We start from the raw sequence: 21,701 nt of genomic DNA, 5'->3' as shown, positions 1-21,701 counted from the left end.
TCAATTTATTCCTCTTTTATAGTTATATTCTTTAAAGGTACATTATAGAATGCACTTATTGTTTTTTTAATCTCTTCATAGTTAAATTTTTTATCTTCTGTCGGTTTTGCTATTTTTTCTGAATCTTGAGAAACCGTTCTAGCATTTCTAAAAGATAAAGTTATTTCTTTAATTTTTCCAAACTCTTTGTCATTTAGGTCTTCTATAAAAGAAACATCTACTCCCACTCCCTCAATTTCATACAGATTTAAAAGCTTTTCTTTAATCTGTTCAATCAGCCTTTTTTTATATTCTGCCACAATTAAATTATCCCTCTGCTTTTCTGCTTCTTTTGAGATTTGCTCCATATTTATGTTTTTTAAAAAGTAATCATTTTTAAATACGTAGGCTTCTATATTTGCTCCTCCTTTTAAAAAATTTATCAAGGGATTTAAGATAGTAATCATGATTACAAACCCTATCGCAACTTTAGCATATTTTTTTAAACTGGAGGAAGGAACTAAAAGTTCTAAAACTATCGAAAGGATTGCAATATAAATTATCTGTGTTATCCAGTCTTTTAAAAACTCCATTGTTTCACCTACCTTAGCATAGTGGCAATATTAGCTGTCCCTATAATAGCTGTTATTGTAAAGAACATCATCACAGTAACAGAAGCCAATACTCCAAAAACATAAGTTAAAGAAGTTGCCACATCTGAAAGGCAATTTACTATCCTTTTGTCTGAGATTGGTTCAATCACTGCTGCTGCAAAGCGATAAATGATTATGAGAGAAAAAAGCTTTATTAAAGGTACTGCAGAAATTATCACAATTGCTATAAGCCCATAAGTGCCTACTGCTCCTTTTATCAATAATGATGCCCCTATAACTGCATCGACACTATCAGATAAAAGCCCTCCTACCAATGGCAAAAAAGCACCAACTGTATACTTCGCCGTTCTCGATATTACCCCATCTGCCATTGAAGAAGATAAACCTTGTATAGTTACTACTCCTAAAAAAATACTTAATAAAATTGAAATAGAAGCTGTAGACAAAGTCTTTAAAAAATCCCCCATTTTATTCAAGCTAAACTTTTCAGAAATATTTCCTACAATTTTTACAGCTGTCATAAGTAAAATAATAGGCAATATAAAATCCCTCATTAGATGGGCTATAAACTCAACTGTCACAATGACAACAGGGTGAAAAAACGCTGCAGAGGTAAAAGCACCTACTGAAACAAGTAAAGTTATAAGTACAGGTAGCATCGATTGCATAAAATTAACCATGCTGTCAATTGCCTCTTTGCCAATTCCTAAAGCTTCTGTGAAGCTTTTAACCGCTATTACGATAAAAACTATATAAACCGCTAAAAAAGCAATCTCACTTATATTTTCATTTTCAAAGGAACCGTGTAAATTCATTAATATGCCGCCAATTACAGCCAAAATTAAAAGTTGTGTTAAAAGTCTTACAGAGGAATATAACTCTTTAAAAAACAATTTTAGTAAATTTTTAAAAATTTCCTTTATATCAAAAGATTGTTTTCCTGATATCACATCTCCTATATAAGTCTTTATATCAACGTAAGGAAGTATATTGCCATTTTTTTGATTAGCTTCTTTTACAAAGCGGTCAATCTGATAAGTATCAATGTCTTTCAATTGGTTTTCTATATCTTGTTGTCCTGTATCCGCTTTGGCAGTTGTTAATAAAGTCATAATCATTAGAATTATAAAAAGTACCTTTTTCAATCTTTTACACCTCACGGCATTATTGAAAGAATTGTTTCCATTAATGCAACAATTATAGGTATTGATAAAAAAATTATGATTACCTTTCCTGCTATCTCTATTTTGGAAGCCAAATTTTTCTCATTTGCGTCGAGACATAGCTGAACTCCAAATTCCGTTATATAAGCTATACCAATGATTTTTAAAGTTGTCATAAAATAAATATTGTCAAGTCCACTTTTTCTAGCAAGAGTATTCAAGACTTCTACAATTGCGCTGAGTTTTGGAAGAATCATCATAAAGATGATGACTCCGGCTACCAAACTTAAAATTATTGCCATTTCAGGATTTGTTTCTTTTAGAACTGTCAAAATAATCAAAACCACTATTCCTAAAATAACAATTTGAAATATTTCCATTCTATCACCTAATAAAGTTGAAATATTGTTTTTACTGCATTAAACAAATTGTTTATCATATTTATCACCATCATCAAAACCACTACTATTCCTGCCAGTGTCACCATCATTGCTTGTTCTTCTCGCCCTGAACGGATTAATACTTGATTTAATACTGTTACCAGAATGCCAATTGCCGCAATTTTAAAAATTATATCTATGTTCATTATAATCCTCCTCTATAAAAACAATATGATTATCGCCAGTCCTGCTAAAACTCCAATATTTTTGTACAGCTTTTCGTTCTTTTTACTCTCTTCTTCTGCGTTACTAAGTTGCCTTTTTAAAAGCTCAATGGCTAAATCAAAATTTTTTTCTTGATTGTATACGTCAGAATTGCCAAGTCCAAACCCAAAAGACCTCAAAATTTCTATATCTTCTTTTTTAAGATAGCCATTGTCCCATTCCTTTAAAGCTATCTCCCAAGCTTCTCCTGCAGTATAACCCTCATTTTGTGATAATATCATTCCTGTCTTAGAAAAAACAAATTTTACACTTTTATCTGAAGAGCGAGAAATTGCCATGAGTATTTCTCCTAAAGGAGCTTTTGAATATGTGATTTCTATTTTAAAAAGATTTAATGAAGATATCATGCTTTTAAGTATCCAATGCCTCATTTTATATTTCAAAGCAAACAAATACCCTAAACTACTGGTAGAAAAAATAACTAAAACTATTCCAAGTAATTTCATTTTTCAGTCCTTCCTCTCCTATATGGCCCTTTAAACAAAGTATTAAAATTCTCATCTAATATTTTTTCTACTGTACCTGCCCCTAAACGATTGCTTAAAATTACATAACGTTCAAAATATCTTAAAGAAATAACGTCTTTTAAAACAGGTTTTTTCATAAGGTCTTCAATGTCATTTGCATGAACTGTAGTTATAATCTTAACACCAGTATTCAGCACTTCATGAATCGCTTCTATATCCTCTTTTTTACCTATCTCATCTGTCACTACTACTTCTGGAGACATAGACCTTATAAGCATTATCATGCCATAAGCCTTAGGACATCCATCTAACACATCAGTCCTAAGTCCCACATCCATTTGAGGTATACCATTGTAACAGCCGGCAATTTCTGACCTCTCATCTACTGCGCCTACTTTTTTACCTTTAAATCCCAAAAAATCTATTCCATTACTTATCCATCTTGTAATATCTCTTAAGAGAGTTGTTTTGCCACATTGAGGAGGTGATATTATTAAAATGTTATGTACACCGTTAGAAGGAGTAATTAAATATTTTAATATTTCCTCTGCCACTCCTATTATCTCTTTTGATATTCGATAATTGTATCCAGAAATATTCTTTAAAGTCTTTATATAACCATTTTCTAACACACATTTTCCAACTATACCTACTCTGTAACCACCTTTTAAAGTAATATATCCATTTCTTATTTCTTCTTCAAAAGCATAAAGAGAAGATTTAGATATTAATTGAAGAGCTTTTTCACAATCTTCAGAAGTAACAATATAGGCCAAAGAAGGTGAAAAAGAAATAGTCCCTTCTTTTGACACAAACTTTTCTTCATTTTTTAAATAAACTGTGAGAGGTCTATTTACTCTAAGACGTATTTCTTCTACTTCTTGCAACAGGTCATCAGGAATTTTTGTAATTACCTCTCTTACTGACGGAGGAAGAGCATAAAGTACTTCCTCAAAATTTTTTCTTGTGTTCATATACCTGTCCCTCCCCTTGTAAAATTATATTTATAAGGCTAAATATTTATGAATAAAAAAAAGCCCACTAACTTTTAGTTAGTGGGCTTTTTTTTATTAATCTTCATCATCATCTACAATTTTCAAATTTTTTACTTTTAGGGTTTCATTGCAATGAGGACATACCAACTCAGCATCTTCATCTTCTAGAAGTTCTTCTTCCACACTCATCAACATATGGCAATTAGGACATTCTACCTCTACATACTCTTCATAATCCTCGTCTTCATCCTCATATTCCTCATCATCGTCATAATCATAGTCATAGTCGTCATCCTCATCCTCATAGTCCTCATCGCCATATATGTGGTTTTCAATTTCAGAAAGGTCTTCATCTATTTCTCCCACATAATCATCTAATTCGGAATGGGAAGCTTCCAGCTCATTTATAGCATCTGCAAAATCCTCTAAAGTATCTAAAATTGCCAAAATTATTTTACCTTCTTTTGTGCTGTCATCTATCCCTAAGCCGTCTGCTAACCCTCTTAAGTAGGAAACCCTTTCATTTAAGTATTCCATATTCCACATACCCTCCTTTACAAAATAGTATTTGACAAATTGCTGCGTTTATACCCTCTCTAAATATTCTCCGGTTCGAGTGTCAATTCTTATTTTGTCTCCAACGTTTATAAACAATGGGACTTGGATGACAGCACCAGTTTCTACAGTTGCCGGTTTGGAACCACCCGTTGCAGTATCTCCTCTAAATCCAGGCTCTGTTTCTACAACTTCCAGCTCAACAAAAGTAGGAGGCTCAACAGAAAAGGCTTCGCCTTTATAGAACTTTACTGTAACAACCATATTTTCCTTTATGTATTTAATTGCGTCCTCAACTTTATCATAATTTAAAGGAATTTGCTCATAAGTTTCTGTGTCCATAAAATAATAAAGTTCTCCATCATTGTACAAATACTGCATTTCTCTTCTTTCTATAACTGCTTCCTCAAACTTTTCTGTTGGGCTGAAAGTTTTCTCTATTACAGCCCCTGTCATCACATTTTTAAGTTTTGTCCTCACGAAAGCTGCACCTTTTCCTGGCTTAACATGCATAAAATCCACAACTGTAAAAACCTGTCCGTCAACCTCAATAGTTACTCCTTTTCTGAAATCACCTGCTGCTATCAAAAAAATCCCTCCATCGCTTTAGTTTAATTCAATTAAATATTTCGATGATTTAGTTAAATTTATAACACCATCTTCTTTTAATAATACCATATCTTCGATTCTTACGCCACCAAAATCGGGAATATATATACCTGGTTCTACAGTAACAATTGCTCCTTCTTTTAAAATTTCTTCTTTTTTGAAAGACAAGCTTGGCGCCTCATGAACTTCAAGCCCTACTCCATGTCCTAAAGAGTGACTAAAATACTTACCATAACCTTTTTCTTCAATGACAAACCTTGCTAACAAATCCGCCTCTTTTGAGGTAAGTCCTGCCTTTAAATTAGCTATCGCTTTTTGCTGTGCTTCTAAAACTATGTTATATATCTCTTTTTGCTTTTCATTAGCTTTTCCCATCACTATCGTTCTTGTCATATCAGAACAATAACCATTTACTTTACATCCAAAATCTATTGTGACAAAATCACCTTTTTCTATCACTTTTTCAGAGGCTTTTCCATGAGGGAGAGAGGACCTTTTACCTGATGCTACAATCGTATCAAAAGATAGGTCTTCTGCTCCTTGTTTCTTCATAAAATACTCTAATTCTAATGCTACTTCTTTTTCTGTCATTCCTACTTTAATGAAATTTAACAAATACTCAAAAGCCTTATCAGTAATATTTTGTGCTTTTTTTATGTTTTCTATTTCTTCCTCATCTTTTACCATTCTCAAAGTCTCTACCAAATTAGCCTGTGGTATTAGCTCAATCTCTAAAAACTCTTTTAATTCCCTATACTGTCCATAAGAAATACTTTCTTCAAAGGCTAATTTTTTTATCCCTAATGTTTTAATATATTCTTTTAAAACTTCTTTTATGCCATTTTTATGTTCTATAACTTCAAAATTTTTGACTTCCTTCACTGCTTGTTCAGTATATCTTCCATCTGTAATAAAAATAGCTCTATCATGAGTAACAAAAGCTACACTGTCATCTCCAGTAAAACCTGTGATATATGTAACATTAACAGGTTTGTATATAACAAAAGCTTCTATGTTTTTCTTTCTCATCAACTCTTTTAAATTTTGCAGTCTTTTATTCAAAATTTTTACCCCCCAATTGGATCCTCTAAATACTTAACTGCATTGAGAGCAAGGACATAACTATAAGGTCCAAACCCTGTTATCACACCTTTACATTTAGAAGCAGTAACCGAAGTCTTCCTGTATTCCTCCCTTCCAAAGATATTTGAAATATGAACTTCTATCACTGGAACTGATACTGCTGCAATAGCATCCATAATTGCTAAACTGTAATGAGTATAAGCTGCAGGATTTATAATTATAGCGTCGAAATTGTTTTCTGCAGAATGAATGAGGTTAATTATTTCTCCTTCACTATTAGATTGCTGAATCTTTACAGCAATATCTAATTTCGCAGCCTCTCTTTTTATCATATTATTTATTTCTTCGTAATTTATATCTCCATAGATCTCTTTTTCTCTTTTTCCTGTCAAATTTACATTAGGGCCATGAATTATCAATACTCTTTTCATAATCTCACCTCACTTTACTATAATATATCTTATTCCCTAATTTGTCCACTACCTAAAATTACATACTTATAGGTAGTAAGCTCCTCAAGTCCCATTGGCCCTCTCGCGTGCATTTTTTGTGTGCTTATTCCTATTTCTGCCCCGAAACCAAATTCTCCTCCATCTGTAAAGCGAGTAGAAGCATTTACATACACAGCAGCCGAATCTACAGACTTTAAAAACATCATAGCATTTTCATAATTTTCTGTAATAATGGCTTCAGAATGACCCGTGGAATACTTTGAAATATGGTCTAAAGCTTCATCTATGCTATCCACAACTTTTACAGCCAGCATAAGGTCTAAGTATTCTGTTTCCCAATCCTTATCTGTAGCTTCTTTAACTTGAGGACATATTTGTTTTGTAATTTGACATCCTCTTATTTCTACTCCCAAAGAGGTCAATTCTTCTACCATTAAAGGTAAAAATTCTTTTGCAATAGATTTGTGAACCAAAACTGTCTCTACTGCATTACATACCCCTGGCCTTTGAACTTTTGCATTCACAATGATGTCTTTCGCCATATTAAACTTAGCTGTTTCATCTACAAAAATATGGCAATTGCCTACTCCTGTCTCTATCACAGGAACTGTAGAATTTTCAATGACATTTTTTATGAGATTGGCTCCCCCTCGAGGAATAATGAGGTCAATTAAACCATTTAACTTCATCATGCGGTTTACTTCCTCTCTATCAGTATTCTCTATAAGTTGTATTGCCCCTTCAGGAATTCCAGCTTCGTAAGCAGCCTTGGCAAGAATAGAAGAAATTGCTATGTTGGAATTGATCGCGTCACTTCCTCCCCTTAAAATTACCGCATTCCCCGATTTCAAGCAAAGGCCTGCCGCATCAGCCGTCACATTTGGTCGAGATTCATAAATTATCCCTATTACCCCAATTGGCACTCTCATTTTGCCAATTTGAAGTCCATTTGGTCTCTTCCACATCTTTTCTATACTGCCCACGGGAGCAGGAAAAGTAGAAATTTCTCTTAATCCTTTTGCCATAGCTTCAATTCTTTTTTCATCAAGTTTTAATCTATCTATAAGAGAAGCTTTTATATTCCTCTTTTCAGCCTCTAAAACATCCTTTTTATTAGCTTCGAGTATCTTTCCTATATCTTTTATTAAAGCATCTGCCATGTGATTCAAAGCCAAATTTTTTGTATTTTCATCCACAACAGCCATTTTTCTAGCCGCAGCTTTTGCCTGCTTCGCCTTCACTTCAACTTCCATACTTCTCACCTCTTGCAAGTATTACAAGATTATCTCTATGGATTACTTCATCATAATACTTATAACCTAGTATTTTTTCTATATTATAAGTTTTACAGCCTTTTATTTTTTCAACTTCTTCTGAAGAATAATTAATAAGTCCTCTGGCAATTTCTTTTTCTTGATGGTCAAACACTACAACACAGTCTCCTACATCATAATCTCCTTCAGTCTTTACAACTCCACTTGGCAATAGGCTTTTCCCATGCTTTACAATTGCTTTCGCTGCGCCTTCATCAATAAAAAGTCTCCCACTCACTTTCGCATTAAAAGCAATCCAAACTTTCCTGCTACTTATTGGCTTTTTCATAGGCAAAAATGTAGTACCAATTTTCTCGCCATTTGTTATCCGGTTTAATACATTGTCAATTTTCCCGTTCGCTATAATCATCTTAACTCCTGAATTCCAACATATTTTCGCTGCTTGAATTTTTGTATACATCCCCCCCGTCCCTCTTTTTGTCCCAGCACTACCAGCAATTTTAAACAATTCCTCTGAAAACTCTTCTACGACTTCTATAATTTTTGCATCTTTGTAAATTCGTGGGTCTTTATCATAAAGCCCATCGATGTCAGTTAAAATTATTAAAAGGTCAGCCTCAACTAAACTAGCAAGCAACGCCGCTAAAGTGTCGTTATCTCCAATTTTAATTTCCTCAGCAGTTACTGTATCATTTTCATTTATTATTGGCACAACGCCCCATCTTAGTAGGTTTGACAAGGTATAACTGACATTCAAATATCTTTTTCTGTCGCTAAAATCTTCCTTAGTCAAAAGAACTTGCGCGGTAATTTTTCCATATTCATTAAAAAACTTTTCATAAATTTCGATTAAAAGCCCTTGCCCTATAGCCGCTAAAGATTGTTTTTCTGGAATGGTTTTAGGTTTTTCCTTTAAATTTAATTTTCCCATACCTGCCCCAATTGCTCCAGAGGTTACTAATATTACATTTTCTCCCCTATTTAATAAATTAGCGATTTGTCTTACTAACTTTTCCATTATTTCTAAATTCAATTTACCATTTTCATAAGTCAAAGTGCTTGTGCCAACTTTTACTACAATTCTCATATTTCCGACATCCTTTTGGCAACATTTAAATATATCTTTTTAAGTTTTAAAGCATCTTCTGCCATAGTTCCTCTCGATTCACATATAACAATGGGCTGCATCTTTCTTTCATAGAAAAGCTGTGCCAAAGGCTCAAATTCTGGCCCGTATTGAGTGTCAGCTAGTGTCCAATGCCTTTTTTCTCCCTGATCTGTATATTCAATTCTACTAAAATGGACGTGTATTCTTTTTAACCTTTCTTTTCCCAAATATTTTTCAATAACGTCTAAAACTTCAGCATAATCATCTATAGTCTTGAATCTTCCCCTGTCTCTGGCATGTAAATGGGCAAAATCTATTGTTGGAATAATTCTTTCATCCACATTGCAAAGTTCCATTACTTCCTCTAAAGTACCCAATTGGTTTTTCTTTCCCATTGTCTCTGGACATATGGTTACATCGGTGAGTTCTTTATCCTCCATCTCTTTTAAAATTTCCTTTAAAAGTTTTTTTGCTCTTTCTAAAGCCTCTTTTCTCCCCCCTTCTGTTCCCGAACCAGGATGAAAAGTTACCCTTTTAGCCCCCATCCATTTTCCTGCAATTAAACTATCTATTAAATATCTTTTGGAATTCTCCATTTTGGTTTTATCCGTAGTAGCTAAGTTTATGTAATAAGGAGCATGAACAGTAATAGTTATATTAAACTTTTCTGCTCTTTCTTTCAGCTCTTTAGCCATTTTTTCGCTAATTTTTACTCCCCTTGAAAAAGAATATTCATACGCATCAAGTCCCATGTTATGGAGCCATTCAGGCATCTCTAGAGAAGACTTATGCCCTTCTTTGTAGAACCTATCAGAATTCCCAGAAGGTCCAAATTTTATTGTCAATCCCCTCATCCTTTCTTAAGTCTAATGTAAGCTTTTATAACCTCATCTGCTACTTCATCTATAGTCATATCAGAGACATCAATAGTGTAGTCGGCAAACCTATAAAAATGCTCTCTTTCTTTTAGAAGCTGTCTTATTTTCTCTTCTGGATTATCCACCATAAGAAGAGGCCTCTCTTTATTCTTTCCTATATTTCTCATTATAATTTCTGGCCTTGCTTTAAGGCAAATAACTATACCATTTTTTCTTAATTGTACAACATTTGAAGGGTTTAATACAACTCCTCCCCCCGTAGCTATGACAAAATTTTTTAATCGGGCTGCTTTTTTAACTGCCATTTTTTCTAATTTTCTAAAATATTCTTCTCCATATTTTTCAAAAATATCTAAAACAGTCATATTTGCCATTTTTTCAATCATTTTATCTGTATCTGTAAAACCAAAAGACATAGTGGTAGCTACTTTTTTGCCAACAGTAGTTTTGCCAGTAGCCATGAAACCTGTTAAAACAATATTTTTCATTGAAATTTCCTCCCTAAGGCAATGAAGGTATTTTTTCTTTCAAAACTTTTTCTACAGTATCAGTTATTATTTTATTTATGTCTATATTCTGAAGATTTTGTGGAATTTGAGGATTGGAAGGTTGCCCTACATTATTCGATTGCTCACTTGTGGTATTATCATATAAAGGCTTAAAAGGGTCATTTTTGCCTTTTGAAAAATCTATCGGTATTGAAGCACCACCACTGTCTTTCATTGAATAAATAAAAACTTGAAGAGTCAAAAGAAGATTTTTCTGATTTGTATCTTTTTCAATATAGAAACTTTGAATGTTACAAAGTCTCTTAGAATTTTGTATTTCTTTCAGAAAAGCTATAATCTCATCGTAATTACCTGAAACAGTAATATTTACAGGTATTGTTACAAAATCTTCTTTTTTTCTATTATTAGTTTCATCTTGAGGTTGATCTGGGTTTCCAAAAGCTAAGCTTTTTGTCTTTACACCTGTATCATTGACCATTTGTTGTAAATTAAAAAGAAAAATTTCTATATCCCTCTCCTCTGGTAAAATCATGCTTAATTCCTTTAGTTGAGTTTGTTGCTTTTCTAAACCTTCTTTTAAACTTTTATTGTTTAAAGCAGCTACTTGTTCTAAAATTTGTTTTTTACTTTTTAATTCAACTGATAAATTTTGCATTTCTAAAATTTTGGGAGCTAAATAATATTGATAATAAAGTGCTAAAAATCCAAGTACAATAGCAAAATAAATTAATACTCTTTCTCTCTTGGTAAGCTTCATCTACGATACCACCTTGATTTTTACATGCAAAATATATTTTAAAAGGCCTCTATCAGTCAAATCTATAGATTCTATTTTCACGTCTTCTACATAATTTAGACCTCTAAGATTAAGCATAAAAGCTGCAATATCAGATTCTGAAAATGCTTCTCCATCTATTTCTAAAATATTATTTTCATACTTCAAAACGTCAATAGAGACTTTCTCAGGTATATTTAAGGCTAAATTCTCTAACATATTTACTGCATCCAGTTTCTGGCTTTGTAATTTTTTAATTATGCTTTTCTTCTTATCTATGTAAAGAGATAAATCTTTTACATTTTGCTGCAACTGTGAAATGTCTTTAAACTTGCCTAATTCATTATTTACGTATTTTAAATCTTGATACAATTCATTGATATACACCATTGGAAAGGCTATTAAGGCAAAAATAATGGTAATTAAAGCAAATACAAAAAAAAGGTGGGATAATTGCTTTTTTCTTCGCATTTTTTGTTCTTTTAGTTCAGCTGGTATGAGGTTTATATCCTTCAATCTACTCCCCCCTTAAAAGGCATCCATAAACAGGTAAAAAGTACAAATAATCTTCTGTTTCTGGCACAAAAGTAGGTATCCTAAAATAATTTTCCACGTATTCTCTCAAGCCCAAAAGTTTAGAAGTACCGCCTATCATGATAATCTTTTGTATATTTTTATGATATGTAGCATAATAAAAGTCAAATACCCTGCTTAACTGTTGAAACACTTCCGAAAAGGAGAAGAGTATAGTTTCTTCTATGTCTTTATAGCTTTCTTCTCCAATAATTTTTTTTGCCCTTTTATATTCTTCTGCTGCTTGAAAATCTATATTAAAGGCATTTGCAATTATTTGTGTAATTTTATTTCCACCAAACTCTATGTTCCTACTAAAAATGTAATTTCCGTTATCAATCACCATCACGTTGGTAACAACTGCCCCTATATCTACAACTGACACTATTCCCTCAGCTAAATTCACCTTTTTACAAGCTTTATAAATTGAATTGCTGTAAATATCAATGGCTTCTAATTTTAACTTTAACATTTCTGCTAATTTGACGTATTTTTCTATTATATCTTTGGGAGAAGAGGCAATCAGTACTCTAATCGTTTTGTCTTTTTCCGCAATATTAGGTAAATATCTATAATCTATTACATAATTTTCAGTGTCAGGAATGTATTGCTCAATCTCATAGTATAAGGCCTTTTCGACTTCCTCTTCTTTCATTAGTGGCAATTCTAAATCCCTTACTATATTATTTGAGCTGGAAATAGTAAAACACACTTGCTTTTCTTTGGCATTATTCCTTTTCAAAGTCTCATTAATTGCATCTGCCAATGAATTTATATCCATAATTTTACCATTAGTTATCACATTAGAAGGCGTATTTATCATTAACCTTTTACCAAAAAATTTATTGTTTTTTTCTACAATTAATAATTTTGTATTAAAATTCCCTATTTCAATTCCAAGCATTTTTTACCTCCTAATGGCGCTTGTTGTTGTTTACCTTAATAGCAGCCATTGTTATAGCCTTTATTATGTCTACCTCAAATTGCCTTACCAACTCATTTGTCTTTACATACAGTTCTCCTTCTTCTGATACAACATATTTTGGAGGCAAATTGTTAAGTGCTAAAGCCTTTATGTCCATCCTACATCGTGAGCATTTACAAACGTCTAAATCTTTCAAAACCTCATCCATCATTTGCTCAACAGCGTCTTCCATGTAATTTTTAAGATGCATAAAAAAACCCTCTCCTTATTTTATTTCCCACTTAGAAACAGTAAGTGGACTTATTGACTCTAAGTTTATAATTAACTGAGCATATCCTTCTTTTTTAAAATTTTTATATTCCCCTTCGGCGTATATGTGTATAGTATAAGTCATTCTAACATAATTACTATCTAAACTAATACTTTTTACAGTATATTTCTGACCATTATCACCTAAATATCCTGTTTGAGGATATTTACTAAACACATTTTGTTGAAGGTATGAAGCTACATCTCTATAGATATCTTGTGTCAAAACTTCATTTGAAACTTTGCCCGCATTTGCATTAATTTTTGTCCTTGCTATATTTGACAAAGTATTTAATAAATCAGAGTTAAACTCACTCTTTGCCTTTTCTAATCCTGCTTCAGCAGCGTATGTAGCTGATATGGAATTAGCATATGCGTAAGAAATCTTGTAATTTGTAATAGTTATTTCTAAAATTGCTACAGCTAAAACCGAGAGAATCAAAATTACTATTAAAGTAAAAACTAAGGCAGAGCCTCTTTCACTTAACATTTATATCACTCTTTCTTAAAAAAACCTCTGTAGAAAGAGAAAACCTGTTAGAACCCTTATCATCACTTTGCCCAGTTATTTCAATATTCATCATATTACCATTTTTTGTAGTCACCTTAAAATCATAAATATTAACAGCTAATTGAAGCTTACTCCCTCTGCTGTCTGTATCAGATTCTTTGATATGAATATAAAGAATAGGGCTTTCTAGAGTTATTTTATAATCGCGATACCCTTCTTTAGTTAATACCTTTTTTATAGACAGACCACAGCCATTATCAATAATCTCAACTTCAGAAGGCCCTTTTTCTAACAAGGACACTATATAATTCATTGCAATCCTAACATTTTGCTCTACATCTACATTATTCTGCGTGCTTACAAAAGACTTGTATCCTGAATAATACAGCAAAGAGTAAACTCCTATTACCACTCCGAGTATTGCCAATGTCACAATAAGTTCAATGAGGGTAAATCCTTCTTCTTGTTTTACCACCATTTTAACCACCATGGAACCTTAACACCGGCAATTTCTGAAGCTTTTGTCCCTATTTCTTTTAAACTAGTAACGTCCTCTTTTACCATGTTAACAACCGTGTTTGCAATAGTCAAAATTTTTGTTTTGGTAAACTCATTCCAACCTAACGTGACTACTACGAAACCTAAAAATAAAGCAGTCCATGTCGCAATTATTACTATTGTTATCAGGTCTACTACACGCTTTATTACATCGTTACTACCACTACCATCTCCACTATGGTCTTCCTCAGAAGGTATTTCTACTGGAACATAAGAAGTAATTTCCGTCTTAGGCGCCATAACATAAAGGATATACATAGGAGTGTTTGAACCAATTTTTCCTACTTTGATCTGATACTGAGAAAGATCTCCTATAGAAGTTTTTCGTTCTACATAAGTTAAAAAGCCTTCCTTTTCAAAGTCATTTACTATTTGGGCTAAATCTAAATTATCTTTTACAATCCCCCCTTTTATATTTTCTGCAATTGTTTGCGCAATAGTAGCTTCTTTTGTCTTTATCTTAGAGTTAGCAGAAGTTATAGCAGATTGACTAAAAATGCCCAAAAGAGGTATTGCCACTATTGCAAATATAGCTATTGAAACAAGTACTTCTACTAAAGTCATACCTTTGTTGTCCTTTAAAATCTTCATAAAATCACTCCTAATAGTTTTTCCCACTTATCATAATGCGCCCTGTAACGACTGCTACACTTATGTAAATTTCGCTTCCTTTATCATTTTTTAAAGTTATTGTACAAGCTCCAATAGGAGTTCCCATCTGATTAAAGTATATTTCTACTTTTCCGCCATCTTTTTTACTTATTTTGATTCCTTTAGGCAAATTTTTTGTCCTAACATTTTTATTGTCATCATATCTGTTTATGTAGTATCCTGTATTATCTAATTTGCTTTTAAAATATAAAATTTCTCCTTCAAAAATACTTTTTTGCTGTATGTATCTTAAGTCACTTACAACCTCATGGGCAATAAGAGTAAGCCTTACATTTGACATTGTCGTATCAAAAAAGTTAGAGGAAGGAATAACTATAAGAACTATAACGGATAAAATAGCTAAAACCGTCACCAGTTCTATTAAAGTTAATCCCTCTTCTTTTTTCATAGCTCTAACCTCTGATAAACTTTATATAATAGTTAAGAATCTTATACCCGTATAAAATTGAAATAAACCATGCAATGGAAATATAAGGTACAAAAGGAATGTAATCCTTTCCTCCTTTAATTTTCAAAGCTACTAATATGACACCACCCAATGCTCCAATGATTACAGAGAGGAAAAGTACTAAAATTGTAAGCTTCCATCCTATGAAAAAACCAATTAAGGCCATGAGCTTTATGTCTCCTCCTCCTATCTCACCACCTGAAATCAAAGAGATAAGAAGGAGAATTCCTCCACCTAAAATTAATCCCACTATGTAATCAATAAGCCCATAGTTGTACATAAGGATTCTAAAAATTATTCCGCCTATAAAACCAATTAAAATAATTTTATTTGGTACAATCTTGTAATCTATATCAATAAAACTTACAGTTATTAGAATAGCGGCTATAAACATGTAAGAAAAAGCTTTAAAACCTAAGCCAAATTTATGATAAATTATCAAAAATACAATTCCAGTTAACATTTCTACAGCAGGATACCTTATTGAAATTTTTTCTCCACAATACCTACATCTTCCTTTAAGTAGAATATAACTCAATATAGGTATTAAATCAATAGTTTTTAATTCATGTTCACATATAGGACAATGAGAAGGGGGATAGACTATTGATTCTTTTCTTGGCACTCTGTGTATGACCACATTTAAAAAACTTCCTATAATTGTGCCGAATAAAAATATGAATATGTAAAGTAGTATTTCCATAATGACCTCCTAAAAAAATAATAGGGAGGGCACAAAAATGTGCCCGTTAATATTCATTAAACACCTTTTATTTTAATATTTTATGGATAAAGCTGTGTATCTCCAACCTTAACTGTAGCTTTTCCATCGTCACTCATTTCAAGTGTGAACTGGCCACCATCAGCAGGTTGTGGAACTTTATTTAAATATCCTGCATCAACTAAATCTTTTATGTTATCGGTGGTGTTCCCTGTCTCTATATAATACCTCTCAGCCGCTTGTCCTATAATTTGTGCATTTGCTATATCAGCATTCTCTTTTGCTGTTTTTAATGAAGTTGTCACCCTTGGCACAGCTATTGCTGCCAGTATTCCTAAAATTGCAATGACAACAATCAATTCAATTAATGTAAAACCTCTTTCATCTTTATTTAATGCCTTTGCGAACCATTCCATCTTTTTTCACCCCCTTTCCCCATGTCATCAGCCTATAAAATTGTATAATTGGAACAGTGGCATAATGATTGAAACAACTATAAAGCCCACTACTGTTGCCAGCATAATAATTATTAAAGGCTCTAACAGAGTAGTCATTTGTGACACAGCTGTATCCACTTCTCCATCATAAAAATCCGCAGCCTTATTCAAGATACTGTCTAATGAACCTGAACTTTCACCAACACTTATCATTTGGATTACCATTGGTGGGAAAATACCCATTTTTTTCAAAGGTTCCGAAAGAGGTAAGCCTTTTTTTATATCTTCTTGCGCCTTTCTCAATCCTTCTGAAACTATCGTATTCCCTACAACTTTTTCTACTACTTCCATTGCCGCAATCAAGGGTATTCCTGCACTTATTAATGTACCTAAAGTTCTTGTAAATCTTGATGTTAAAATTTTTCTGTTCAATTGCCCAAAAATTGGCATGTTTAAAAGCATTCTGTCGTAAATTCGCCTTCCTTGGGGTGTTTTTAAAAAACTCGAAACCGAATAAAAAATCAGCAAAATTCCTCCTATGTGAAAGTACCAATAGTGAGATATAGAACTGCTTATAGCAATTAGTATTCGAGTGGGAAGAGGCAACTGTACTCCAGCATTTTTGAACAAACCTACAAAAATAGGTAAAACATTTGTCAAAAGAAAAATAACAACTAATACTGCAACAAAAGATACAATCACAGGGTAAGTCAAAGCAGATTTCACTTTTTGATTTAATTCATTCTCTTTCTCATAGTGGTCTGCCATTTCATTCATAACTTTATCCAAAGTTCCACTTACTTCCCCTACTTCTACCATATTGTACAAAAGCACAGGAAAAACATCTCCCTGTTTTTTCATCGCATCAGATAGAGACTTTCCTTTTTGAACTTCTTCATAGACTTCTCTCAATGCATTTTTTAATCTTTTATTCTCCACCTGTTCTTTCATAGTAGCCAAAGCAGTCACTATAGGAATGCCTGCATTTATCAAGGTAGCAAACTGTCTACAAAAAACAGCAATATCCTTTATCTTTACCCTTTTAAAAGACCCAAAATCTAATATGTCCTGTTTTACAATTTCTTCTTTTATATCAATTATATAATAATTTTTTTGCTTTAAAACGTCAATGCACTGAGATTTAGAATCAACCTCTAAAGTTCCCACAATAAGATTTCCTGCCATATCCCTCGCCCTGTAAGCGTATAACGGCATATAACCACCTCTATATCATGCGAGAAAAATTCTCTTTGTCTACGCAATAGGTCAAAGCATCCTCTAATGATATAACTCCTGTTTTTAACAAGTGTAAAATAGACATATCCATTGTCATCATGCCAAACTTGCTGCCTGTTTGAACTACCGATTGTATCTGAAAAGTTTTACCTTCTCTTATAAGATTTCTTATAGCAGGAGTAGCAATCATAACTTCTGTTGCAACTACTCTACCGCTGTTATCTTTTTTGGGAATAAGTTGCTGCGAAATAATGCCTTCCAACACATTAGAAAGCTGTATCTTTATCTGTTGCTGCTGGTGAGGTGGGAAAACATCGATAATCCTGTCAATAGTCTTAACGGCTCCTATTGTGTGAAGAGTCGACAAAACCAAGTGTCCTGTCTCAGCAGCAGTTATGGCAATTTGAATGGTTTCTAAATCCCTCATTTCTCCAACTAGTATAACATCTGGATCTTCTCTTAAGGCAGCTCTTAAAGCAGAAGCGAAAGATACCGCATCATGACCAATTTCCCTTTGATTTACTATGCTTTTGTTGTGTTTATGTAAATATTCTATAGGATCTTCAAGGGTAAGAATATGGCAAGTCCTTTTAGAATTTATCCAATCTACCATTGAAGCTAACGTGGTAGATTTGCCGCTGCCAGTAGGTCCTGTCACCAGTATAAGCCCTCTTGTCTTTAAAGCCAAGTCCTTAAGAATTGTAGGAAGCCCCAATTCTTCTATGGAAGGAATCTGCAAAGCTACTGACCTTATTGCAAGGCTATAGCTTCCCCTCTGTTTGTATACATTTATTCTAAACCTTCCTAATCCTGCAGCTGAATAAGACAAGTCAATATCTCCATTTTGCTCTAGTTTTTGCAATTGATCACTTGTCAATAAATCTTTAACTATTTCTTCTGTTTGCTCAGGAGTAAAAGGTTCATCTTCTACTTTTTCTAAATAGCCATTAATTCTAAGAACCGGAGGTACTCCCACCGTTATATGTAAATCAGAAGCTTTTTTTTCAACTACTAATTTTAACAGTTCTTTTGTATCCATATGCCTCAGCCCTCATAAGTTAGTCTTAACATTTCATCAATTGTGGTTTTTCCTTCTAATACAAATTTTTTGGCGCTTTCTCTTAAAGTTTTCATTCCATTTTTCACCGCTTGTTCTTTAATTACATCAGAAGAAGCTTTAGCGTTTATAAGTTCTCTGATGTTAGAAGTAACAGTCAGTATCTCATATATGGGAATTCTTCCTCTATACCCTGTCTTATTGCAAACAGGACATCCCCTTCCTCTGTATAAAGTAAAGTCTTTCTTTTCCTCTACTCCCAATATTTTTTTCTCGCTCTCTGAAGCTTTATAAGAAATTTTACAATTATCGCATATCTTTCTCGCTAGTCTTTGGGCTATAACTCCAACCACAGCAGAAGAAACAAGATAAGGTTCTATACCCATATCAATAAGCCTTGTCATTGCTCCTGCTGCATCATTTGTGTGCAAAGTAGAAAGAACCAAATGCCCCGTTATCGCAGAACGAATAGCTATCTCTGCAGTCTCTGTATCCCTAATTTCTCCAATCATTATTACGTCTGGATCTTGTCTTAAAATAGACCGAAGAGCAGTAGCAAAAGTAAGACCTGCTTTTTCATTAACCTGCACCTGATTTATTCCTTCTATAGAATACTCCACAGGGTCTTCCACAGTTATTATATTTACATTAGGTTTGTTGAGTTCTTTTAACATGGCATACAAAGTAGTGGTTTTGCCACTACCTGTAGGTCCAGTTAAAAGCACAATACCATAAGGTCTTTTTATTAGTTTATCAAAAAGCACTAAATCCTCTTTATCAAAACCTAACTGTTCCTTTGTCATCACGAAATTTTCTTTATCCAAAAGCCTTAAAACCAATTTTTCGCCAAAAACAGTAGGCAAAGATGAAACCCTTACATCTATATTTTTTTCGTTTGAAACAAACTCAAATCTTCCATCCTGTGGAAGTCTTCTTTCTGCAATATTCATGTTTGCCATTATTTTTACCCTCGTCACAACAGGTGCATGAGTGCTTTTTATAGTTCTCATAGCTTCTGTCAATTGACCATCTATCCTAAATCGAATCCGCAGATCTTTTTCTGTAGGTTCAAAGTGAATATCTGAAGCTCTATTTTTTATTGCCTGTTCAATTATAGAATTTACAAAGCGGACAGCAGGCGCGTTTTGCACTTCCTCAAGTATTTCACTTGGTAGCTCATTTGAAGCTTCACTTTGGAATTCCTTTTTAAAATCCTGTACTGCTTTCTCTGCCTGTTCTTTCCCGTATATTCTATCGATAGCTTTTAGAATGCTACTTTCAGAAGCAATTAACGGTTTTACATTTTGCTTTGTAATAATTTTCACATCGTCAATAGCAAAAATATTTAGAGGGTCTGCCATTGCTACCAATATACCATCTTTATCTTTTTTTATAGGAATAATAGTATGTCTTTTAGCAACAGCTTCGGGAATTAATTTTGCCACCTCTGGGTCAATATAATATTTGTGCAAATCAACATGGGGAATACCCAATTGAAACTCCAAAGCTTCTAGTATTTGGCTTTCTGTAACATACCCCGATTTAATAAGAACTTTTCCTAATTTTTCTCCTGTTTTACTCTGAACTTCTATTGCGTGTTTCAGTTGTTCTTCTGTTATAAGCCCTGCTTCAACTAAAAGTTCTCCCAGCTTTTTCCTGACCATAAAATATACCTCCAAAAATAATAAAGCCGACATAAAGCCGGTTGCACCATTCAATCCATGAGGCGTAAAGTGCCCCCCTATAGCCTCACTTCATCTCTCTATAAAATATTCTACAAATTATTCGTAATTCCTTCTTTTAAACGCCTGTATACTAAATTTTTGTCGAAAAATCCCCCCGTCCATAATTTAAAAGAATAATTAGCCTGATTTACCAACATAGAAAGTCCATTAGAATACTTTATCCCATTTCTTTTAGCATATTTTAAAAAAACAGTTTCAAAAGGATTATATATAACATCATAGACAAATTTAGCCCGTGAAACCACTTTTTCGCAAACAGGTGAATCTTCAACATTAGGATACATTCCTACACTTGTAGTGTTAACAAGTATGTCCATTTCAGGTATTTTCTCTACTTCATTTATACTGCAGTAATTACACGAAACCTTAAATTCCCTTTTAATATATTCTGACAATTCTTTTGCCTTTTCAACATTTCTATTGGCAATTACTATTTCATTTATTTTTTCTAAAGCTAGGGCAACACAAACTGCTTTAGACGCTCCTCCAGCTCCTAACACAACGGCTTTTTTACCTTTAATTTTTTCTCCTACTTCTGTCAATGAATCTATAAAACCGTAAACGTCCGTATTATATCCTTTTAATATTCCTTCTTCATTGACTAAAGTATTGACTGCGCCAATTTTAAGTGCTTCTTCTGAAACCACATCTAAGTATTTAATTATTTTTTCTTTATGAGGAATAGTCACATTAACCCCTTTTATTCCCAAAGCTTTTATTCCTTTTACTGCATCTTCAAGCTTTTCTGGAAAAACATCAAAAACAGTGTAGACATAATTTAAATTTAAAGATTTAAAAGCGTAGTTATGTATTAAAGGTGATAAACTATGTTCCACAGGATGACCTATAAGACCAAACAATTTAGTCTTTGAATTAATTTCCATATCTTTCAACCCTTTTAAGTACATGTTGTTCTGCTTTTCTCATCAGTTTAGTCCATCCTAATTCGTCTTTTGATAAAGGCTTAACCAAAATAGTATATAAGCCCGCTCTTTTTCCTCCAAGAATATCTGTAAATATTTGGTCCCCTATTAAAGCAGTCTCATTAGGCTTAGCATCTAAAATCTTTAAAGCCTTTTTAAAAGCTCCTTTTCTCGGTTTAATAGCCCAAGCTATTCCAGGTACACCAACCTTTTCTTTAAATTCATTCACTCTTCTTTTAGTGTTATTTGAAATGAGGCAAATTTTAAACCCCTCTTTTTTTACTTTTTCAAGCCATTCAATAGTCATTTTGTCGGGAAATTTTGATTTTTGAGGTACTAAAGTGTTGTCAATATCTAAGACAAGACTGGTAATTCTTTTTTCTTTTAAAAAGTCTAAATTGATATCATAGATATTTTCCACGATAATATCAGGAATTAACTTTTTATACATATCTTCACC

General features: G+C 33.0%; 29 protein-coding genes. All 29 read right to left on the bottom strand.

The window, feature by feature from the left end; translation table 11 throughout:
* Positions 1–5 precede the first annotated feature (5 nt).
* The 29 genes from spoIIIAF to I4N53_RS08455 all read right to left on the bottom strand — a co-directional run bounded on the left by spoIIIAF (position 6) and on the right by I4N53_RS08455 (position 21,692).
* Positions 6–572: a stage III sporulation protein AF gene (gene spoIIIAF, locus I4N53_RS08595; RefSeq protein ID WP_003868785.1), complete on the bottom strand. Its 567-nt coding sequence runs from the start codon at positions 570–572 to the stop codon at positions 6–8.
* An 8-nt stretch (positions 573–580) separates the two neighbouring features.
* Entirely contained in the window at positions 581–1,738 is a 1,158-nt protein-coding gene (spoIIIAE, locus tag I4N53_RS08590) for a stage III sporulation protein AE (RefSeq protein WP_003868786.1), read from the bottom strand.
* A gap of 11 nt (positions 1,739–1,749) precedes the next feature.
* Positions 1,750–2,136: a stage III sporulation protein AD gene (spoIIIAD, locus tag I4N53_RS08585; protein WP_003868787.1), complete on the bottom strand. Its 387-nt coding sequence runs from the start codon at positions 2,134–2,136 to the stop codon at positions 1,750–1,752.
* An 8-nt stretch (positions 2,137–2,144) separates the two neighbouring features.
* The gene (gene spoIIIAC, locus I4N53_RS08580; RefSeq protein ID WP_003868788.1) at positions 2,145–2,342 is read right to left on the bottom strand and encodes a stage III sporulation protein AC; all 198 of its coding nucleotides are present in this window, start codon (positions 2,340–2,342) and stop codon (positions 2,145–2,147) included.
* Between the two features lie 12 nt (positions 2,343–2,354).
* Positions 2,355–2,867, bottom strand: a complete 513-nt coding sequence (gene spoIIIAB, locus I4N53_RS08575) for a stage III sporulation protein SpoIIIAB (RefSeq protein ID WP_003868789.1) — start codon at positions 2,865–2,867, stop codon at positions 2,355–2,357.
* Positions 2,864–3,862 (bottom strand): stage III sporulation protein AA, encoded by a 999-nt coding sequence (spoIIIAA, locus tag I4N53_RS08570; protein ID WP_214496041.1) that lies wholly within the window; start codon positions 3,860–3,862, stop codon positions 2,864–2,866. The genes spoIIIAB and spoIIIAA overlap by 4 nt, the downstream gene beginning before the upstream one ends.
* Before the next feature lie 96 nt (positions 3,863–3,958).
* Positions 3,959–4,420 (bottom strand): CD1247 N-terminal domain-containing protein, encoded by a 462-nt coding sequence (locus I4N53_RS08565; protein ID WP_003868440.1) that lies wholly within the window; start codon positions 4,418–4,420, stop codon positions 3,959–3,961.
* 48 nt (positions 4,421–4,468) lie between these two features.
* Entirely contained in the window at positions 4,469–5,026 is a 558-nt protein-coding gene (efp, locus tag I4N53_RS08560; RefSeq protein WP_009052330.1) for an elongation factor P, read from the bottom strand.
* An 18-nt stretch (positions 5,027–5,044) separates the two neighbouring features.
* On the bottom strand, positions 5,045–6,109 hold the full coding sequence (locus I4N53_RS08555) for a Xaa-Pro peptidase family protein (protein ID WP_214496040.1): 1,065 nt from the start codon (positions 6,107–6,109) through the stop codon (positions 5,045–5,047).
* Between the two features lie 5 nt (positions 6,110–6,114).
* A complete protein-coding gene (gene aroQ, locus I4N53_RS08550; protein ID WP_012995139.1) occupies positions 6,115–6,561 on the bottom strand; it encodes a type II 3-dehydroquinate dehydratase in 447 nt (148 codons plus the stop codon).
* 29 nt (positions 6,562–6,590) lie between these two features.
* Positions 6,591–7,835: a glutamate-5-semialdehyde dehydrogenase gene (locus I4N53_RS08545; RefSeq protein ID WP_214496039.1), complete on the bottom strand. Its 1,245-nt coding sequence runs from the start codon at positions 7,833–7,835 to the stop codon at positions 6,591–6,593.
* On the bottom strand, positions 7,825–8,943 hold the full coding sequence (gene proB, locus I4N53_RS08540) for a glutamate 5-kinase (protein WP_028991937.1): 1,119 nt from the start codon (positions 8,941–8,943) through the stop codon (positions 7,825–7,827). Before proB ends, I4N53_RS08545 begins: the two co-directional genes overlap by 11 nt.
* Positions 8,940–9,818, bottom strand: coding sequence for a TIM barrel protein (locus I4N53_RS08535; RefSeq protein ID WP_012995136.1), 879 nt, complete (start codon positions 9,816–9,818; stop codon positions 8,940–8,942). The genes proB and I4N53_RS08535 overlap by 4 nt, the downstream gene beginning before the upstream one ends.
* Complete coding sequence (locus I4N53_RS08530) at positions 9,815–10,330, bottom strand: shikimate kinase (RefSeq protein WP_012995135.1); 516 nt, start codon at positions 10,328–10,330, stop codon at positions 9,815–9,817. Before I4N53_RS08530 ends, I4N53_RS08535 begins: the two co-directional genes overlap by 4 nt.
* Before the next feature lie 13 nt (positions 10,331–10,343).
* Positions 10,344–11,108, bottom strand: a complete 765-nt coding sequence (locus I4N53_RS08525; protein ID WP_214496038.1) for a type 4a pilus biogenesis protein PilO — start codon at positions 11,106–11,108, stop codon at positions 10,344–10,346.
* A complete protein-coding gene (locus I4N53_RS08520; RefSeq protein WP_012995133.1) occupies positions 11,109–11,642 on the bottom strand; it encodes a PilN domain-containing protein in 534 nt (177 codons plus the stop codon). It abuts the gene before it with no gap.
* Between the two features lies 1 nt (position 11,643).
* Positions 11,644–12,603, bottom strand: a complete 960-nt coding sequence (pilM, locus tag I4N53_RS08515) for a type IV pilus assembly protein PilM (protein ID WP_013150260.1) — start codon at positions 12,601–12,603, stop codon at positions 11,644–11,646.
* Positions 12,604–12,613: 10 nt separating this feature from the next.
* The gene (locus I4N53_RS08510; protein WP_012995131.1) at positions 12,614–12,874 is read right to left on the bottom strand and encodes a late competence development ComFB family protein; all 261 of its coding nucleotides are present in this window, start codon (positions 12,872–12,874) and stop codon (positions 12,614–12,616) included.
* A gap of 15 nt (positions 12,875–12,889) precedes the next feature.
* A complete protein-coding gene (locus I4N53_RS08505; protein WP_214496037.1) occupies positions 12,890–13,423 on the bottom strand; it encodes a PilX N-terminal domain-containing pilus assembly protein in 534 nt (177 codons plus the stop codon).
* Entirely contained in the window at positions 13,413–13,922 is a 510-nt protein-coding gene (locus I4N53_RS08500; RefSeq protein WP_012995129.1) for a PilW family protein, read from the bottom strand. Before I4N53_RS08500 ends, I4N53_RS08505 begins: the two co-directional genes overlap by 11 nt.
* Positions 13,913–14,593 (bottom strand): prepilin-type N-terminal cleavage/methylation domain-containing protein, encoded by a 681-nt coding sequence (locus tag I4N53_RS08495; RefSeq protein ID WP_013150257.1) that lies wholly within the window; start codon positions 14,591–14,593, stop codon positions 13,913–13,915. Before I4N53_RS08495 ends, I4N53_RS08500 begins: the two co-directional genes overlap by 10 nt.
* 10 nt (positions 14,594–14,603) lie before the next feature.
* Positions 14,604–15,062, bottom strand: a complete 459-nt coding sequence (locus tag I4N53_RS08490) for a prepilin-type N-terminal cleavage/methylation domain-containing protein (protein WP_012995127.1) — start codon at positions 15,060–15,062, stop codon at positions 14,604–14,606.
* 4 nt (positions 15,063–15,066) lie between these two features.
* A complete protein-coding gene (locus I4N53_RS08485) occupies positions 15,067–15,825 on the bottom strand; it encodes an A24 family peptidase (RefSeq protein WP_214496036.1) in 759 nt (252 codons plus the stop codon).
* Between the two features lie 80 nt (positions 15,826–15,905).
* The gene (locus I4N53_RS08480) at positions 15,906–16,259 is read right to left on the bottom strand and encodes a competence type IV pilus major pilin ComGC (RefSeq protein WP_214496035.1); all 354 of its coding nucleotides are present in this window, start codon (positions 16,257–16,259) and stop codon (positions 15,906–15,908) included.
* Between the two features lie 27 nt (positions 16,260–16,286).
* Positions 16,287–17,495, bottom strand: coding sequence for a type II secretion system F family protein (locus I4N53_RS08475; protein WP_214496034.1), 1,209 nt, complete (start codon positions 17,493–17,495; stop codon positions 16,287–16,289).
* Positions 17,496–17,505: 10 nt separating this feature from the next.
* Positions 17,506–18,555 (bottom strand): type IV pilus twitching motility protein PilT, encoded by a 1,050-nt coding sequence (locus I4N53_RS08470; protein WP_012995123.1) that lies wholly within the window; start codon positions 18,553–18,555, stop codon positions 17,506–17,508.
* Positions 18,556–18,560: 5 nt separating this feature from the next.
* Complete coding sequence (gene gspE, locus I4N53_RS08465) at positions 18,561–20,237, bottom strand: type II secretion system ATPase GspE (RefSeq protein WP_012995122.1); 1,677 nt, start codon at positions 20,235–20,237, stop codon at positions 18,561–18,563.
* A gap of 110 nt (positions 20,238–20,347) precedes the next feature.
* On the bottom strand, positions 20,348–21,202 hold the full coding sequence (gene aroE / locus I4N53_RS08460) for a shikimate dehydrogenase (protein WP_012995121.1): 855 nt from the start codon (positions 21,200–21,202) through the stop codon (positions 20,348–20,350).
* Complete coding sequence (locus tag I4N53_RS08455) at positions 21,192–21,692, bottom strand: YqeG family HAD IIIA-type phosphatase (protein ID WP_012995120.1); 501 nt, start codon at positions 21,690–21,692, stop codon at positions 21,192–21,194. The genes aroE and I4N53_RS08455 overlap by 11 nt, the downstream gene beginning before the upstream one ends.
* Between the last annotated feature and the right edge of the window lie 9 nt (positions 21,693–21,701).

This window comes from Thermoanaerobacter sp. CM-CNRG TB177 (assembly GCF_018588165.1).
Classification (GTDB): domain Bacteria; phylum Bacillota; class Thermoanaerobacteria; order Thermoanaerobacterales; family Thermoanaerobacteraceae; genus Thermoanaerobacter; species Thermoanaerobacter thermocopriae.
The sequence above is the reverse complement of the archived record's forward strand: the minus strand, read 5'-3'. Positions and strand labels throughout refer to the sequence as shown.